Annotated in this window: 15 protein-coding genes; 3 read left to right on the forward strand and 12 right to left on the reverse strand. The window is 62.1% G+C overall.

What is annotated here, in order from left to right; translation table 11 throughout:
* Nucleotides 1–130: 130 nt before the first annotated feature.
* Complete coding sequence (locus AC1RRJ_RS05700; protein ID WP_493120793.1) at nt 131–1,033, reverse strand: SDR family oxidoreductase; 903 nt, start codon at nt 1,031–1,033, stop codon at nt 131–133.
* A 192-nt stretch (nt 1,034–1,225) separates the two neighbouring features.
* Between AC1RRJ_RS05700 and AC1RRJ_RS05705 the strand changes: the two genes are divergently transcribed.
* Entirely contained in the window at nt 1,226–2,590 is a 1,365-nt protein-coding gene (locus tag AC1RRJ_RS05705; RefSeq protein WP_493120794.1) for an OprO/OprP family phosphate-selective porin, read from the forward strand.
* Between the two features lie 168 nt (nt 2,591–2,758).
* Here the strand turns inward: AC1RRJ_RS05705 and map are convergent, their stop codons facing one another.
* The 9 genes from map to AC1RRJ_RS05750 all read right to left on the reverse strand — a co-directional run bounded on the left by map (nt 2,759) and on the right by AC1RRJ_RS05750 (nt 11,364).
* Entirely contained in the window at nt 2,759–3,538 is a 780-nt protein-coding gene (gene map / locus AC1RRJ_RS05710; RefSeq protein ID WP_493120795.1) for a type I methionyl aminopeptidase, read from the reverse strand.
* A gap of 1 nt (nt 3,539) precedes the next feature.
* Nucleotides 3,540–3,746, reverse strand: a complete 207-nt coding sequence (locus tag AC1RRJ_RS05715; protein ID WP_493120796.1) for a ParD-like family protein — start codon at nt 3,744–3,746, stop codon at nt 3,540–3,542.
* A 97-nt stretch (nt 3,747–3,843) separates the two neighbouring features.
* The gene (phoB, locus tag AC1RRJ_RS05720) at nt 3,844–4,542 is read right to left on the reverse strand and encodes a phosphate regulon transcriptional regulator PhoB (RefSeq protein WP_493120797.1); all 699 of its coding nucleotides are present in this window, start codon (nt 4,540–4,542) and stop codon (nt 3,844–3,846) included.
* Nucleotides 4,542–5,261: a phosphate signaling complex protein PhoU gene (gene phoU, locus AC1RRJ_RS05725; RefSeq protein WP_493120798.1), complete on the reverse strand. Its 720-nt coding sequence runs from the start codon at nt 5,259–5,261 to the stop codon at nt 4,542–4,544. Before phoU ends, phoB begins: the two co-directional genes overlap by 1 nt.
* Before the next feature lie 25 nt (nt 5,262–5,286).
* Entirely contained in the window at nt 5,287–6,069 is a 783-nt protein-coding gene (gene pstB, locus AC1RRJ_RS05730) for a phosphate ABC transporter ATP-binding protein PstB (protein ID WP_493121776.1), read from the reverse strand.
* Between the two features lie 2 nt (nt 6,070–6,071).
* Entirely contained in the window at nt 6,072–7,328 is a 1,257-nt protein-coding gene (gene pstA / locus AC1RRJ_RS05735) for a phosphate ABC transporter permease PstA (RefSeq protein WP_493120799.1), read from the reverse strand.
* Nucleotides 7,321–8,697 carry a phosphate ABC transporter permease subunit PstC gene (gene pstC, locus AC1RRJ_RS05740; RefSeq protein WP_493120800.1) on the reverse strand — a complete coding sequence of 459 codons (1,377 nt, stop codon included), beginning with the start codon at nt 8,695–8,697 and terminating at the stop codon, nt 7,321–7,323. Before pstC ends, pstA begins: the two co-directional genes overlap by 8 nt.
* A gap of 83 nt (nt 8,698–8,780) precedes the next feature.
* Nucleotides 8,781–9,842, reverse strand: a complete 1,062-nt coding sequence (locus tag AC1RRJ_RS05745; protein ID WP_493120801.1) for a substrate-binding domain-containing protein — start codon at nt 9,840–9,842, stop codon at nt 8,781–8,783.
* A 145-nt stretch (nt 9,843–9,987) separates the two neighbouring features.
* The gene (locus AC1RRJ_RS05750; RefSeq protein ID WP_493120802.1) at nt 9,988–11,364 is read right to left on the reverse strand and encodes a hypothetical protein; all 1,377 of its coding nucleotides are present in this window, start codon (nt 11,362–11,364) and stop codon (nt 9,988–9,990) included.
* Between AC1RRJ_RS05750 and AC1RRJ_RS05755 the strand changes: the two genes are divergently transcribed.
* Nucleotides 11,344–11,688, forward strand: a complete 345-nt coding sequence (locus AC1RRJ_RS05755) for a putative quinol monooxygenase (protein ID WP_493120803.1) — start codon at nt 11,344–11,346, stop codon at nt 11,686–11,688. The genes AC1RRJ_RS05750 and AC1RRJ_RS05755 overlap by 21 nt on opposite strands.
* A gap of 151 nt (nt 11,689–11,839) precedes the next feature.
* On the opposite strand, the gene AC1RRJ_RS05760 is transcribed toward AC1RRJ_RS05755, so the two are convergent.
* On the reverse strand, nt 11,840–12,523 hold the full coding sequence (locus AC1RRJ_RS05760) for a hypothetical protein (RefSeq protein ID WP_493120804.1): 684 nt from the start codon (nt 12,521–12,523) through the stop codon (nt 11,840–11,842).
* 154 nt (nt 12,524–12,677) lie between these two features.
* Nucleotides 12,678–15,572 (reverse strand): excinuclease ABC subunit UvrA, encoded by a 2,895-nt coding sequence (gene uvrA / locus AC1RRJ_RS05765; protein ID WP_493120805.1) that lies wholly within the window; start codon nt 15,570–15,572, stop codon nt 12,678–12,680.
* Nucleotides 15,573–15,706: 134 nt separating this feature from the next.
* Here uvrA and AC1RRJ_RS05770 point away from each other — a divergent pair, with 134 nt between their 5' ends.
* Nucleotides 15,707–16,018 (forward strand): hypothetical protein, encoded by a 312-nt coding sequence (locus tag AC1RRJ_RS05770; protein WP_493120806.1) that lies wholly within the window; start codon nt 15,707–15,709, stop codon nt 16,016–16,018.
* Nucleotides 16,019–16,034: the final 16 nt, after the last annotated feature.

A 16,034-nucleotide genomic window follows, 5' to 3' on the forward strand; every position in this document is an offset into this window, starting at 1 on the left:
GGGGGGGGGGGGGCCCCCCCGCCACAGTTCCCTCATTTCGTCATGCCGGGCCCGACCCGGCCCGCCTCTTCCTTCGGGAAAGGGCAGGTCCCGGATCAAGCCCGGGGTGACGTGGTAAGGGCGATAGCTGTCAACCCAGCGCCTGCAGCGCCTTCATCACGGCCATCGACTGCTCGCTGCCCGACTGGGGAACGGTTTCGCCCGCGCGGTCGATGATCTTGTCCCAAGCCGCCGCGACGCCTTCGGGGGTGCGCTCACCCTCGGGCAGCGCGACGCCGGGGGTCATGGTGACATAGGCGGCATGATAGGCGCCAGCGCCTGCACCGATGATCATGTTGGTCGGCGCATCTTCGCTGACCAGATAGAGCGCGGCGGGGACGACATTCTCCGGCGTGAATTTTTCGAACAGTTCGGCGGGGAAAATATCTTCGGTCATCCGGGTGCCTGCGACCGGGGCGATCGTGTTGCAGCGGATGTTATATTTCGCGCCTTCGAGGTGGAGCGTCTTGGTCAGCCCCGCGAGACCGAGCTTCGCCGCGCCATAATTGGCCTGGCCGAAATTGCCGTAGAGGCCGGTCGAGGATGCGGTCATCAGCAGGCGGCCATAAGCCTGCTCGCGCATCGTATCCCACACCGCCTTGGTGACGTTGGCGCTGCCACTGACATGCACCTTCAGCACCAGATCGAAATCCTCGGGCGTCATCTTGGCGAAGCTCTTGTCGCGGAGGATACCGGCGTTGTTGATGACGATATGGACGCCGCCCCATTCTTCCTTCGCCTTGGCGATCATTTCGACCATCTGGTCATATTCGGTGACGCTGCCGCCGTTCGACATCGCCGTGCCGCCGAAGGCCTTGATCTCTTCGACCACCTGAAGTGCGGCGTCCGAATGACCGGTGCCGTCGCGCGATCCGCCGAGGTCGTTGACGACCACCTTGGCGCCGCGTCGCGCCAGTTCGAGCGCATAGGCGCGGCCAAGGCCGCCGCCCGCGCCGGTGACAATAGCAACGCGTCCGTCAAATTTGATCGTCATGATGATCTCCTGAAAAGTCGTCAGAAAAAGTTGCTCAAAAAAACCGGATTGTCCTTAGCCGTTCGGGGGCGGCTGGCAAGCATCGAGTGAAAAGCGACGATGAAACAAAAATGTCATCCAATTGACGTGCATCTGTCATCCTTCGGTCATAACAGCGCCTCCAGATTGTCACCTTTCGCAACGGAGCAACCCATGCGTCCCTTTCTGATCGCCGCCCTGCTGGGCACCACGATGTTCAGCCTGCCGGGCACGGCACATGCGCAGGCGATGACCGCCGACGAAGCCGCCGCGCTGCGCGCCGAACTCGCGGCGTTGAAGGCGCAAGTGCAGACGCTCGAAACCCGGCTTGATGCAGCGACGCTGGCGCCGCCCGTGGCAGCCTCCGCACCGACGGCGCCCGCCGCGCCTCCGGTCACCGCAAAGCCGGCGACTGAAATCAGCTGGAAGGGCGCTCCCGAAATCAAGACCGCCGACGGCTGGAGCTTCAAGCCGCGTGGCCGGGTGCAGATCGATGTTGCCAGCGTCGATACCCCGCCCGGGGTAACCGGCGCGCGCGGCGGCATGAAGACAGAGTTCCGCCGCGTCTATCTGGGCGTTGACGGCAAGATCCCCGGCGGCGTCTCCTATCGCGTCGAGGCCGATATCGCGAACAGCTCGGTCGAACTGACCGACGTTTATTTCACCTATGGCACCGGGCCGCTGTCGGTCACCGTCGGCCACATCAAGCCTTTCTGGTCGCTCGACGAGATGACGAGCGACCTGTTCACCAGCTTCATGGAGCGCGCGGCCTTTGCCCAGGCGTTCGGTTTCGAGCGCAAGCTGGGCCTGTCGGCGCAATATAAGCGCGGCAATATGCTGGTGCAGGCGGGGGTGTTCGGTGACAATGCCAACGACCTGCTCGACGACAGCAACAACAGCATCGGCGCCGATGGTCGCATCGTTTGGATGCCGAAGCTCGGCAACACCCAGCTTCATCTTGGCGGCTCGGTCCACTGGCGCGATTTCAACGACCCCGCCGCGACGATCCGCTATCGCGCGCGGCCCTTCGCCCACACCACCGACGTCCGGCTGGTCGATACGCGGCTGCTCGACGCAAGCGGCGAGCGCGGCATGGGCGTCGAGGCTGCAATGATTTCGGGCCCGTTCCATGCGGCGGGCGAAGGTTTCTGGCAGACCGCGAAGCGCCCGGGGCTGGCCGATCCGACCTTCTTCGGCGGCTATGCCGAGGTCGGCATGGTGCTGACCCCCGGCGACGCGCGCGGATATAAGGATGGCGGTTTCGACCGGCTGAAGCCGTCGAACCCGATCACCGAAGGCGGGATTGGCGCGTTCGAGGTCAATGCACGTTACGACCATCTCGACCTCAACGATGCGGGCATTATCGGGGGGCGCCAGCGCACCATGCTGCTCGGGCTCGTCTGGGCGCCGATCGACTATATTCGCCTGACCGCCAATTACGGCCGGGTGAAGATCAACGACGCGGCGATCGCCAGCGCGACGGGAGACCGGGATTATTCGGCCGATACATTCGGGCTGCGCACGCAGATTGATTTCTGATTGCGGCGTGGCATCTAACCCTCGTCACCCCGGACTTGATCCGGGGTCCGGAAGGGCGAGGGCGGTCATGGATCCCCGATCAAGTCCGGGATGACGAAAGATGAGGTTGAGATCCTCCCCATCGCTTCGCGACAGGGAGGATCAAATCTCCGCAGCCGTCCGAAAATGCTATCCCGCACGCTCCAGCATCGGTGCTTCATCGCGGCGGAGGGTCAGGACTTCGACGCCATTTTCGGTGACCGCGACCGTATGTTCGAATTGGGCGGATAGTTTCCGGTCATTCGTCACGACCGTCCATCCGTCGCTTGCGGTTGACACCTTGCTGGTGCCCTGATTGACCATCGGTTCGATCGTAAAGACCATGCCTTCGCGCAGCTTCAGACCCGTCCCGCGCCGCCCGAAATTGAGCACTGACGGCTCCTCGTGCATCTCGCGGCCGATGCCGTGGCCGCAATATTCGCGCACGACCGAATAGCGGTTCTTTCTGGCATGCTGTTCGATCGCGAAGCCGATGTCGCCCAGATGGGCGCCGGGCCGCACCTGTCTGATGCCTTTCCAGATCGCCTCCTGGGCAACCTGTACCAGCCGGCGCGCGGCGGGTGCGACATTGCCGACCAGATAGGTCTTGCTCGAATCGGCGATGAAGCCATTTTTCTCGAGCGTGATGTCGAGGTTGATGATGTCGCCGTCGCGGACGATCTCGTCCGCATCGGGGACGCCGTGGCAAACGACATGGTTGATCGAGCAGTTCAGGACATATTTGAAGCCATATTGCCCCTTGCTCGCCGGGCGGGCGGCAAGATCCTTCGTGATGAAATGGTCGACCAGATCGTTGATCGCCAGCGTCGACATGCCGGCGAGTTGTTGCCCGTCGAGCATTTCGAACACCGACGCCAGCAGCTTGCCCGATATGCGCATGAGCGCGAGTTCGTCCGGGGTTTTGACCATATCAGGCGGCGGCCAGATCGACGAGGCTCACCCGCGCCGCGCCGAGCTGCATCTTCATGATATCGTTGAACGATAGCGTCGGATTGGCTTCGGCAAGCAGGCCGATCTTCATCCAGAATTCGGCCTGCGCGTTGATCGACCGGCACATCACCGTGCTGGCCCGGCGGGCCTCCTCATGCAGGTCGTCGTCAATTTTGATAAGGCCCACGGGTATTCCTTCGATGCCAGTGAATATACGAACCATATATGATCCGTATGCTCATTGGTCAATCGAGGGCGTCAACGACCGTGCGAAGCCTCAGGCTTTAGCCGTTTTTCCCCGAATCCAGCGCATAGCCTGCCGATCGCACGGTGCGGATGATGTCAGCCGTACCCGGCAGGTTGATCGCCTTGCGCAGGCGGCGGATATGGACGTCGACGGTGCGCAGCTCGATATCGCTGTCCTGCCCCCACACGCTGTCGAGCAATTGCCCGCGCGAGAAGACGCGGCCCGGATGCTCCATGAAGTGGCGCAGCAGGCGGAATTCGGTGGGGCCCATTGCGACGATCTGGCCGTTCCGCACGACCTTGTGCGCGACCGAATCGAGCTCGATATCGGCATAGCTCAGCATCTCGCCGGCGAGTGCGGGGCGGAGGCGGCGGAGGACCGCCTGAACGCGTGCAACCAGTTCGCGCGGGCTGAACGGCTTGGTGACATAATCGTCGGCGCCGGTCTCGAGGCCGCGGATGCGATCTTCTTCCTCGCCGCGCGCGGTGAGCATGATGATCGGGACATTCGCAGATTTCGGGTTGCGGCGGAGGCGCCGGCACACTTCGATGCCGGGCAGGCTTTCGATCATCCAGTCGAGCAGGACGATGTCGGGGACGCGTTCCTCGACGAGGACGAGGGCTTGTTCACCGTCGGGCGTTTGCCGGACCGAAAAGCCCTCGCGCGCGAAATGCCAGACGATGAGTTCGGCGATTGCCTCGTCATCCTCGATCAGCAGCAGGTCGGGCTGGGGCATCAGCCTTGCTCCTGTTCCGCGGCGCCATCTTCGGGCTGTTCGCCGCGCTCGCGTTCCTCCATCCGCTCGCCGGTCACGACATAATAGACCATCTCGGCGATGTTGGTCGCATGGTCGCCCATGCGCTCGAGGTTCTTGGCGACGAACAGCAGATGCGCGCTTTCCGAAATATATTTCGGATTTTCCATCATGAAGGTGACGAGGGTGCGAAAGATGCTGTTGTAGAAATCGTCGACATTCTTGTCGCGAACGGTCACCCGCACCGCGAGTTCGGCGTCGCGGGCCGCGAAGCTGTCGAGCGCGTCGTGGATCAGTTCCGCGACGATCGACGACATCGACATCAGGACCGGGATCGCTTCGATCGAACGCGTCTGGTCCATCAGCGCGACGCGCTTGGCGATATTTTTCGCATAGTCGCCGATGCGCTCGACAACCGAGACGATCTTGAGCGCCGCGATCATTTCGCGGAGGTCGTCGGCCATCGGGGCGCGGAGTGCGATCGTCTGGACCGCGAGCTGTTCGACCTCGGCCTCCAGCGCATCGATCTTTTTGTCGTCGCGCACGACCTGTGCCGCGAGGTCGAGGTCGCCCTTGTGAAGCGCGGTCATCGCCTGGAGCAGCGCCTGTTCGGCGCGGCCACCCATTTCGCTGATCAGTCCGCGCAGGCGGTTCAGATCCTCGTCGAAGGCCTTGACGGTATGATCGTTCGTTAGTGCCATCACTCTTGTCCTTTTGCGCCGCGGCTTAGCCGTAGCGGCCGGTGATATAGTCCTTGGTGCGTTCCTGCTTCGGGTTGGTGAAAATGTCGGTGGTCTTGCCATATTCGACCAGCGTCCCGAGGTGGAAAAAGGCGGTGCGCTGCGACACGCGGGCCGCCTGTTGCATATTGTGCGTGACGATCACGATCGCATATTTGCCGCGCAGTTCGTGGATCAGTTCCTCGATCTTTGCGGTCGCAATCGGGTCGAGCGCCGAGCAGGGCTCGTCCATCAGGATGACTTCGGGATCGACCGCGATGGCGCGCGCGATGCACAAGCGCTGCTGCTGGCCGCCCGACAGCGCGGTGCCGCTCTCGCCGAGCCGGTCCTTGACCTCGTCCCACAGGCCGGCGCGGACGAGCGCGCGTTCGACGACGACATCAAGGTCGGCCTTGCCCGGCGCGAGGCCGTGGATGCGCGGGCCATAACCGACATTGTCATAGATCGATTTGGGGAAGGGGTTCGGTTTCTGGAACACCATGCCGACGCGCGCGCGCAGCTGCACGACGTCCATCGACGGCGCATAGATATCTTCGCCGTCGAGTTCGATCCGGCCCGTCACTTTCGCGCTCGCAACGGTGTCGTTCATGCGGTTCAGCGAGCGCAGGAAGGTCGACTTGCCGCAGCCCGACGGGCCGATGAAGGCGGTGACGAGGTCGGTGCCGACGTCGATCGACACATTTTTGATCGCCTGTTTCTCGCCATAGAAAACGTCGACGCCGTGCGCCTTCATCTTGGGGTCGGCGATGGTCAAATCGTCTTGGGTCATGTTCACCAGCGTTGTTCGAATTTGTTGCGAAGATAGATCGCAAAGGCGTTCATCGACAGCAGTACGATAAGCAGCACGATGATCGCGGCGGAGGTTTTCTCGACAAAGCCCCGGTCGACTTCGTCCGACCAGAGGAAGATCTGCATCGGCAGCACCGTCGAGGGCGAGCAGATGCCGCCTGGAACGTCACCGATAAAGGCGCGCATCCCGACGAGCAGCAGCGGCGCGGTCTCGCCCAGCGCGCGCGCCATGCCGATGATGGTGCCGGTGAGGATGCCGGGCAGCGCGAGCGGCAGGACATGGTGGAACACCACCTGCACCGGGCTGGCGCCCACACCCAAAGCGGCATCGCGGATCGACGGCGGCACCGACTTGATCGCGTTGCGGCTGGCGATCACGATCACCGGCATCGTCATCAGCGCGAGCGTCAGCCCGCCGACGAGCGGGCTCGCCTGGCATATGCCGAACCAGTTGATGAACACCGCGAGCGCGAGCAGACCAAAGATGATCGACGGCACCGCCGCCAGATTGTTGATCGATACCTCGATCAGGTCGGTCCAGCGGTTCTTCGCCGCATATTCTTCCAGATAGAGCGCCGCGAGGACGCCGGTCGGAAAGGCGATGATGAAGGCGATGAAGATCGTCAGCACCGACCCCTTGAGCGCCCCCCATATGCCCGCGACCGCGGGATCGGTGGCGTCGGCGTTTTTGAAGAAGGGCCAGTGGATGCCCGTCGACAGCTTGCCGCTCTTCTCCAGCGCATCGACTTTCGCGCCGAGCGCGCCCTTGGCACCATCCTTGGCCGCGATATCGACTTCGGACGAGGCGGGCAGGTCGAATACCGTCTTGCCCTCGAGCAATTCGGGATCGTCGATGATCGCGCTGCGCACTTCCTTCCACGCATTTTCGCTGATCAGCGCCGATCCGCCGTCGCCCAGCGCCTCGTCGGCGGCAAAGGCGACGATGTCGGCGAGGCCGGCGTTCGCGATCATCTGGTTCGCGTCGGCATCGCCGAGCCGCGCCGTGTCGATCGTCAGCGGCATCGCCTTGAAATCGACCGGCACCGCGACATGGGTGTAGGTGAAGCCGCGCGCGCCGTTGCCGACCATCACGAACAGCAGGAAGGCGAGGAAAGCGCCCGAGAGCAGCACCGCGCCCAGCCCGAACAGCTTGAAGCGGCGTTCGGCGGCGTAGCGCTTCGCGATGCGGTTCTGCATCACGGAGCCTTTCCAGTCGGTCGGGGCGGTGGCTCTATTCATATGCTTCCCGATATTTTTTGACGATGCGCAGCGCGACGATGTTGAGCAGCAAGGTCACGATGAACAGCACGAGGCCGAGCGCGAAGGCGGCGAGCGTTTTCGCGCTGTCGAACTCCTGATCGCCGGTGAGCAGTTTCACGATCTGCGCGGTCACCGTGGTGACGCTGGCAAAGGGGTTGGCGGTCATGTTGGCGGAGAGACCCGCCGCCATGACCACGATCATCGTCTCGCCGATTGCACGGCTGACCGCGAGCAATATGCCGCCCATCACGCCCGGAAGCGCGGCGGGGATGAGCACCTGGCGGATCGTCTCGTTCGGCGTTGCGCCGAGTGCCAGCGACCCGTCGCGCATCGCCTGCGGCACCGCGTTGATGCTGTCGTCGGCCATCGAGGAGACGAAGGGAATGATCATCACCCCCATCACGATACCCGCGGCGAGCGCGCTTTCGGTCGAGGCGTTGGGAATGCCGAGCATCACCGCGAAATTGCGCAGGGCAGGAGCAACCGTCAGCGCGGCGAAATAGCCGTAAACCACCGTCGGTACGCCCGCGAGGATCTCGAGGATCGGCTTCACCCATTTGCGCACCGTCGGTGCGGCATATTGGGTGAGGTAGACTGCGGTCATCATCCCGATCGGGATGGCGACGATCATCGCGATGATCGCGCCGATCAGCACGGTACCCCAGAACAGCGGGATGCCGCCGAAGGTATCGTCCTGCGGCGCGCCGCTCGTCGGGGCCCAGTTGGTCCCGAACAGGAGCTCGGCGGGCGAGACGAGGCGGAAGAAGCGGATCGATTCAAACAGCAGCGACAGCACGATGCCGAATGTCGTCAGGATCGCGACGAGCGACGCCAGCAGCAACAGCAGCATGACGATCCGCTCGACCCGCGTCCGCGCGCGGAAATCGGGCCTGATCCGCGTGAAGGCGTACAGTCCGCCCGCAAGCCCCAGCGCGAGCATCGCGGCAATGCCGATCCACGCATATTTCTGGCTCGCGTCGGCATAGGGTTTCACCAGCGGCGCGGCGGCGGGCAGGCGCACGGCGGCCTGCTTGCCCTCGGCAACCCCGCGCGCGTCGGACAGGATCGCCCCGCGCTCGAAGCCGAAGGCGGGCAGGCTCTGCGCTGCCTCGCTTGCGAGCACCTGGTTGGTGACGAGCGCGGGCGATACGCTGGCCCATATGGCGAGGAACAGCGCGGCGGGGGCGAACAGCCACAGCGCGACATACCAGCCATGATATTGCGGGCGCGAATGCAGCTTGGTCCCCGACCGGCCCGCCAGCATCGCCGAGCGCGCACGCCCGGCCAGCCAGCCGATCAGCGCGAGGCCGGCGATCAAAAGCAACAGGGCGGCGGCGTTGAAGGTCACGTCGCGAATTCCATCCTGCACAAATCAGAAAAAATCGGCGGCCGGGCAGGGCGAACCTACCCAGCCGCCAGCGGGGGGTGGCGTTACTTCAGCACCGAACCATCGAGCGCGGTCATCGCCTTGCCGTTCGCCGCCGCGGTCGCGGCGATGTCCTTCGGCGACACGATCAGGCCCTTGGCGTTCAGATATCCGCCTTCGCCCGCGCCCTTCAGGAATTCGGCGACATATTCGGCGAGCCCGGGGATCACGCCGACATGGGCTTTCTTGATATAGATGAACAGCGGGCGCGAACCCGGATAGCTGCCGTCGGCGATCGCGGCATAGGTCGGCGCGACGCCCTGAACCGGCACCGCCTTGATCTTGTCCTTGTTCGCATCGAGGTACGAAAAGCCGAAGATGCCGAGGCTGGTCGGGTTCTTGTCGAGCTTCGAGATGATGAGGTTATCATTCTCGCCCTGCTCGACATAATAGGGCGCGCCGCGCAGCGTCGTGCAGGTCGCTTCGTGCTTTTCCTTGTCGCTGTCCTTCAGCGCCTTCATCTCGGGGTTGGCGTCGCAGCCCTTGCCGAGGATCAGTTCCTTGAACGCGTCATAGGTGCCGCTGGTCGACGGCGGACCGAAGACCGAGATCGCGACCGCGGGAAGCGCGGGGTTCACGTCCTTCCACGTCTTCGCGGCGTTGGGCTTGCCATAGGGGTTTGCCGCCAGCGCCTTGTAAACATCTTCTTCGCTGAGCTTGAAGCCCGGGCCGCGCGTCGCTTCGCCCAGCGCGATGCCGTCGATGCCGATCTGGATTTCGACGATGTCCTTCACGCCATTTTTGGCGCAGGTGTCGAATTCCTTCTTCTTGATGCGGCGCGATGCGTTCGCGATGTCGGGGGTGTCGCCGCCGACGCCGGCGCAGAAGCGTTCGAAACCGCCGCCGGTGCCCGTGCTGTCGATCTTGGGCGTCTTGTTGCCGGTCGCTTCGGCGAATTTCTCGCCGACCGTGGTTGCAAAGGGATAGACGGTCGAGGAGCCGACGGCGCTGATATAATCGCGCGCGGCGCCGCCCGAGGAGGCCTGATCCTGACAGGCGGAAAGCGCCAGCGCGCACACGGCGGCGCCGACGGTGCCAAGAAGCCGGGGGGCAAATTTCTGAGCCATGACAAATCCTGTAGAGGGGGTCGTTACCGATCCAAGCCGCCACCCCCGCGGCGACTCGCTGACTGCCCTCTGAGGGTTTTGTGTGACGAGTTTGTGACAGCGAGTGTCATGGAAGTGTAACTAAGCATCTCGCTTTGGGGGCTTGTTAAATAGCACTTATGAGCGCCGTGCGCGCTAGAGTGGCGCCCTCTTTGATAGTTAGCTCAATTTTGCGGGACGAGTATTTGTCCACCAAATCGCGGCGATTCCCGAGTTTCCTCTTTTCATCGGCCGCGCCCGCCAGCGATGCCATCGCTTCCAAAGAAGCTACATATGCCTGTTGAACATTCACCCGATCTTTGTCGACTAGATTGAGTTGGCGTTCAATTCGCTCAATGGTGCTTGGAGATGTCATAAACGAATCTAGGAAATCATTGAAGCCGCTAAAATCGGGTTGGTACTCTTTAGGGCCGAGTATGTCTTTTATATTTACAGATTCAATTTTTCCAATTTGACTAGAAATATTAAGAGACTTTATCTTATTTATAACAAAATTCAACCCTTCTATTCCAAAAATAAAGTATATGGAAGCAGACATGGCATCTGTTGTTTTGTTTCGATGCGAGCTTTCTGCAATGAAATTATGGGATATGATTCGTCGCTTTTTCTCTCTGGATTTTTTGAATGCGGATTCGATGGTGGATATGATAAATATGAATCCCGCCGCGAGAGAAAGACCCAGCAAAAAATATGAAATGGTTCTAGCGATTTGTACAAATCCCCCGCCGGCATATGTGCGCTCCACAAAGCTTTCGCGATTTGCAGAATCTCTCGTGTCGTCTACTTTTATCGACTTCAAGTCAGCTACTTTTCCGAGGGGCGATATTATTATTTTCGAGGATCTTGGTTTTTTCACCAGAACGTCAAATCTTAAGGTGTTGCCGGGATCGATTATAACCGTAGGGCTTATGACTACCCTGTTTCCAGATCGAAGAGGCTTCGCTAGCCTACGCAAATGATCTGTACTGGCATTAAACCCCGTTATTTCTACAATATCTCCGCCTTTAATTTGAAACCCTATGGGATCGGAAGGGGAGACATCGTTAGCCTTTATTCCGGTTTTTCCGTAGTTTCGCACTATGATTCTTGCCGCAACTAGGGATTCCCGAGAAGTGTTTAGGTCCGATCCATTAAAGGTAATTGAAAGGCCGTCCATAGGGCGGCGAATGTCCAGGACGGGGATTTCACTCGTAAATTCGATCGCGAGCTTTGGGGCTCGCTCGAAAATTTGATCTTGGACCGGAGGCAAGCTTATAACGGCCGCAGGAATTGCAATTAGAACAGAAGCGATGCCTAGTCTGCGGAACCATCTAGTTCCGTAAATTCCATCGGAAATTTGGTTTTCGTTTAGCAATCTTCGCTCCCCTTGGCCTTCCCACTCTTTTATCGTTTGCTCTAATCCATTAACAAGTGTTGATTGATCAAATGGCTGGAAATGCCCACGCACCATGGCGGCTACCACATGATCCTCATCACCGGCCACGTCATCCTGACCCCCGAGCATCGCGAGCGCATGATCGCGCTCGGCGCGGAGCATAGCGCGCGGTCGCGCGGCGAGGTGGGGTGCTTGGCGCATAATTGCCATGTTGATGTTGAGGACGACACGCGCCTCGTCTTTGTCGAGGAGTGGGCGGATATGGATGCGGTGCGCGCCCATTTTGCGGTGCCCGCGTCCGCAGCTTTCGTTGCCGAAATGCGCGCCCTCTCGCCGCAGCCGCCGGTGATCCGGATTTATGCCGCCGAGGATATCACCGCGACGCTGATGGGTCAGGCGCCCGGCCACCCATCTTCGTCACCCCGGACTTGATCCGGGGTCCCGCTCTGCGACGTGGAGAAGCGGGACCCCGGATCAAGTCCGGGGTGACGAACAGGGCTGGATTGCCATGTCATTGTGACCGCGCAGCAGAATGGCCCCGGACCGAAGTCCGGGGCGCGCATCTTCTTATCTTATCTGCGGCTCAGCCCTTGGTCGGCGTCGCGGTCGCGGCGGGTTCGGCCGCCGCAGGGGCAAGCGTCGCCGCCGGGCCCGCCGGGGCGAGCTCGGCGGTCGGGACGATGCGGGCGCCTGCCGGGATGGCATAGGGCAGCGGGTCGGCGGTGCGGGCGGTCAGATGCTGGCCGCTCGGAATGATCGCCGACTTGCCGGTGACGAAGGCACCGAACACGCCGACCGCGATCGCCGCGCCGACGGCGGCGCCGGTATTGCCCTGGCCTTCCTGCCGGTGCTTGCCCGACAGCGCGAGCCGGTGGCCGTTCGCCAGCGTCAGTTCGTTGAAAGTGATTTCCATCTTCGCCGACTTGCCGAACGCGCCCTTGCCGGTGCGCCAGGTGACGGTGCCGTGACCGCGCGTGCCCTTCGGGATCACGACGACGCCATTGTGCATCACGTCGAACAGCGTCCGCATCGGCACGACATGGCCCTCGCGCAATTTCTTGCTGTTCGCCTCGCTGTCGGGGGTCAGGACGATGTCGGTATAGGCCGGCAGCGCCAGTCCCGATCCCGGCGTGACGATGGCGAACGTCGGGGCGGGGGTGGCGGGCGTCATCACGACCGGCGCGGCGGTGGTTTCGGTGGTGGTGGCCGGTGCAGCGCTGCCCTGCGCATGAACCGGGCCCGCGAGCACAGCAAAAGAAACCGCCAAAGCGGTTGAAGCCTTTAACAAGGTCATTGATTTCCCCCCAACCGCAAGAGCGCGGCGGGCAACTCTTGCTAAGGCCGGGGTTCATTGTCAATCATGTAAGTAACGCCCGCTTTCGCGGGGCGTTACTGCATGAATTTGCGCGCTTTTTGTCGCTCTATTTTCCCAGCATCGGCGCCAGATACTGGCCGGTGAAGCTGCGGGGATTCTTCGCAACCTGCTCGGGTGTCCCCGCGGCGACAATCTCGCCGCCCTTGACCCCGCCTTCGGGGCCGAGGTCGAGGATATAGTCGGCGGTCTTGATGACATCGAGATTATGTTCGATGACGATCACACTATTGCCCTGTTCGACCAGCGCCTGCAGCACCTCAAGCAATTTGCGGACATCTTCAAAATGCAGCCCGGTGGTCGGCTCGTCGAGGATATAGAGCGTCTGCCCGGTCGAGCGGCGCGACAGTTCCTTGGCCAGCTTGACGCGCTGCGCCTCGCCGCCCGACAGGGTCGTCGCCTGTTGTCCGACCTTGACATAGCCGAGCCCGACGCGGACGAGCATCGCCATCTTCTCGCGGATCGAGGGCACTGCCTTGAAGAATTCCGCCGCATCCTCGACCGTCATGTCGAGCACATCGGCGATGCTGTGGCCCTTGAACTTCACCTCGAGCGTTTCGCGGTTGTAGCGTTTGCCGTGGCACGTCTCGCACGTCACATAGACGTCGGGCAGGAAGTGCATTTCAATCTTGATCAGCCCGTCGCCGGTGCAGGTCTCGCACCGCCCGCCCTTGACGTTGAAGCTGAAACGCCCGGGCTTATAGCCACGCGCCTGGCTTTCGGGCAGGCCGGCGAACCAGTCGCGGATGATCGTGAAGGCGCCCGTGTAGGTCGCGGGATTGCTGCGCGGGGTGCGGCCGATCGGCGACTGGTCGATGTCGATCACCTTGTCGCAATGCTCCAGCCCCTTCAGGCTGTCGTGCGGCCCCGCGACCATCCGCGCGCCGTTGAGGATGCGCGCCGCGCTGGCGTAAAGCGTGTCGATGATCAGGCTCGACTTGCCCGATCCCGACAGGCCGGTGACGCAGGTGAAGGTGCCGAGCGGGATTTTCGCGGTGACATTGTTGAGATTGTTCGCGCGCGCGCCCTTGAGCACGAGGTCGAAGCCATTGCCCTTGCGGCGGTGCGCCGGAATGTCGATCTTGCGGCTGCCGTTGAGATAGGCGGCGGTGAGGCTGGTCTCGCTTTTCAGCACCTCTTCCAGCGTCCCCTCGGCAACGATCTCGCCGCCATGGAGCCCCGCGCCGGGGCCCATGTCGACGACATAGTCGGCGTGGCGGATCGCATCCTCGTCATGCTCGACGACGATCACCGTATTGCCGAGGTCGCGGAGACGCTTGAGCGTCGCGAGCAGCCGGTCGTTGTCGCGCTGGTGGAGCCCGATGCTGGGCTCGTCGAGGACATAGAGCACCCCCGACAGGCCGCTGCCGATCTGCGAGGCGAGGCGGATGCGCTGGCTCTCGCCCCCGCTCAGCGTGCCCGACGTGCGGTTGAGGTTGAGGTAATCGAGCCCGACATTGTTGAGGAAGCCCAGCCGTTCGTTGATTTCCTTGAGGATCGCCTTCGCGATCTGGCGCTGGGTGTCGTTCAGCTTCTCGTCGAGCGTGCTGAACCAGTTCAGGGCGTCGGCCACCGACCGCTGCGCCGACATGCTGATATCCTCGCCCGCGATCTTCACCGCGAGCGGTTCGGGGCGCAGGCGCGCGCCGTGGCACGTCTCGCACGGCTGTGCGGTCTGATATTTGCTCAGCTCCTCGCGCATCCACGCGCTTTCGGTCTGGAGCAGGCGGCGGTTGAGGTTGCCGATCACGCCTTCGAACGCCTTGTGGGTCGAATAACTGCGCTTGCCGTCCTTGAAGATCAGCTCGACCGGTTTGCCGCCGGTGCCATAGAGGATGATCAGCTGGACCTCGCCCGGCAGATCCTGCCACGGCGTCGTGAGGTCGAAACCATAGGCTTTGCCGAGGCTCTCGAGCACCTGCATATAATAGGGCGAGGGCGGGTTGGATTTCGCCCACGGAACGACCGCGCCCTTTTTCAGGCTGAGCGCATGGTTGGGGACGACGAGGTCGGGGTCGAACTCCTGCCGCTCGCCGAGGCCGTCGCAGGCGGGGCAGGCGCCCTGCGGCGCGTTGAAGCTGAACAGGCGCGGTTCGATCTCGGCGATCGTGAAGCCCGAGACCGGGCAGGCGAATTTTTCGGAAAAGATGATGCGGTTCGCGGGGATTCCCGCGCCCTTCATCGCGCCGCCGGTATCCTCTTCCTCGCGCCCCGGGACCGGGCCGTCGGCGAGGTCGACATAGGTCAGCCCCTCGGCGAGCTTGAGGGCGGTCTCGAAGCTGTCGGCGAGCCGCGTTTCGAGGCCGTCGCGCACCGCGATACGGTCGACGACGACCTCGATGTCATGCTTGTATTTCTTGTCGAGGCTGGGCGCCTCGCCAATCTCGTAAAACTCGCCATCGATGCGGACGCGGGTGAAGCCGTCCTTCTGCCACTGCGCGAGTTCCTTTTTATACTCGCCCTTGCGCCCGCGCACGACCGGTGCGAGCAGATAGGCGCGCGTCCCCTCAGGCAATTGCATCACGCGATCGACCATGTCGGTGACCGTCTGCGCCGAGATCGGCTCGCCGGTGGTTGGCGAATAGGGGATGCCGACGCGCGCCCACAGCAAGCGCATATAGTCGTAGATTTCGGTCACCGTCGCGACGGTCGAGCGCGGGTTGCGCGACGTCGTCTTCTGTTCGATGCTGATCGCCGGCGACAGCCCGTCGATATGCTCGACATCGGGTTTTTGCATCATCTCGAGGAACTGGCGCGCGTAAGCGGAGAGCGACTCCACATAGCGCCGTTGCCCCTCGGCATAGATGGTGTCGAAGGCGAGGCTGGACTTGCCGCTGCCCGACAAGCCGGTGATGACGACCAGCGCATCGCGCGGCAGGTCGACGTTCACGCCCTTGAGATTATGCTCGCGCGCGCCGCGCACCGAAATATGGGTGAGACTCATAAGGGAGGTTTGTTCCAGATTTGTTCTTGATGCGCAAGGGGTGCGTCGATGGAAAGATAGGGACGCCGGACCGGCGCCGCAATGGACCTGATTTGGCGTTTTGATCCTATACGCGGTTCTGGCCATGCATAGTCTTGAGCGGTCTTGTCGCGTTTGGGGGAACAGCGATGCCATCACATACCGAGTGCGTAAACGGGGCGATCCGCGCCGCAATTTTGCGGCGACTGCCCCATTTCAAAGGCGCCTGGACCTTCAAGATACCGGAAAAGGAGCCGCTGTTGCTGGCGGACAATATGCCGTGGAAAGCCTTTTTGGGCGATGTTCTGCAGGGTACGCAAGACTGCATTGTGAACTGTCAGACCGCGGGCACGGACGATTTCGAGGGATATCGGTCGAAGCAGCTGTGGGAGCTGCAGAAAAAGATCGTCGAGACGATCACATGCTAGCGCTACGAAGCCGGAG

This window comes from Sphingopyxis sp. GW821-FHT12C06, from assembly GCF_058807415.1.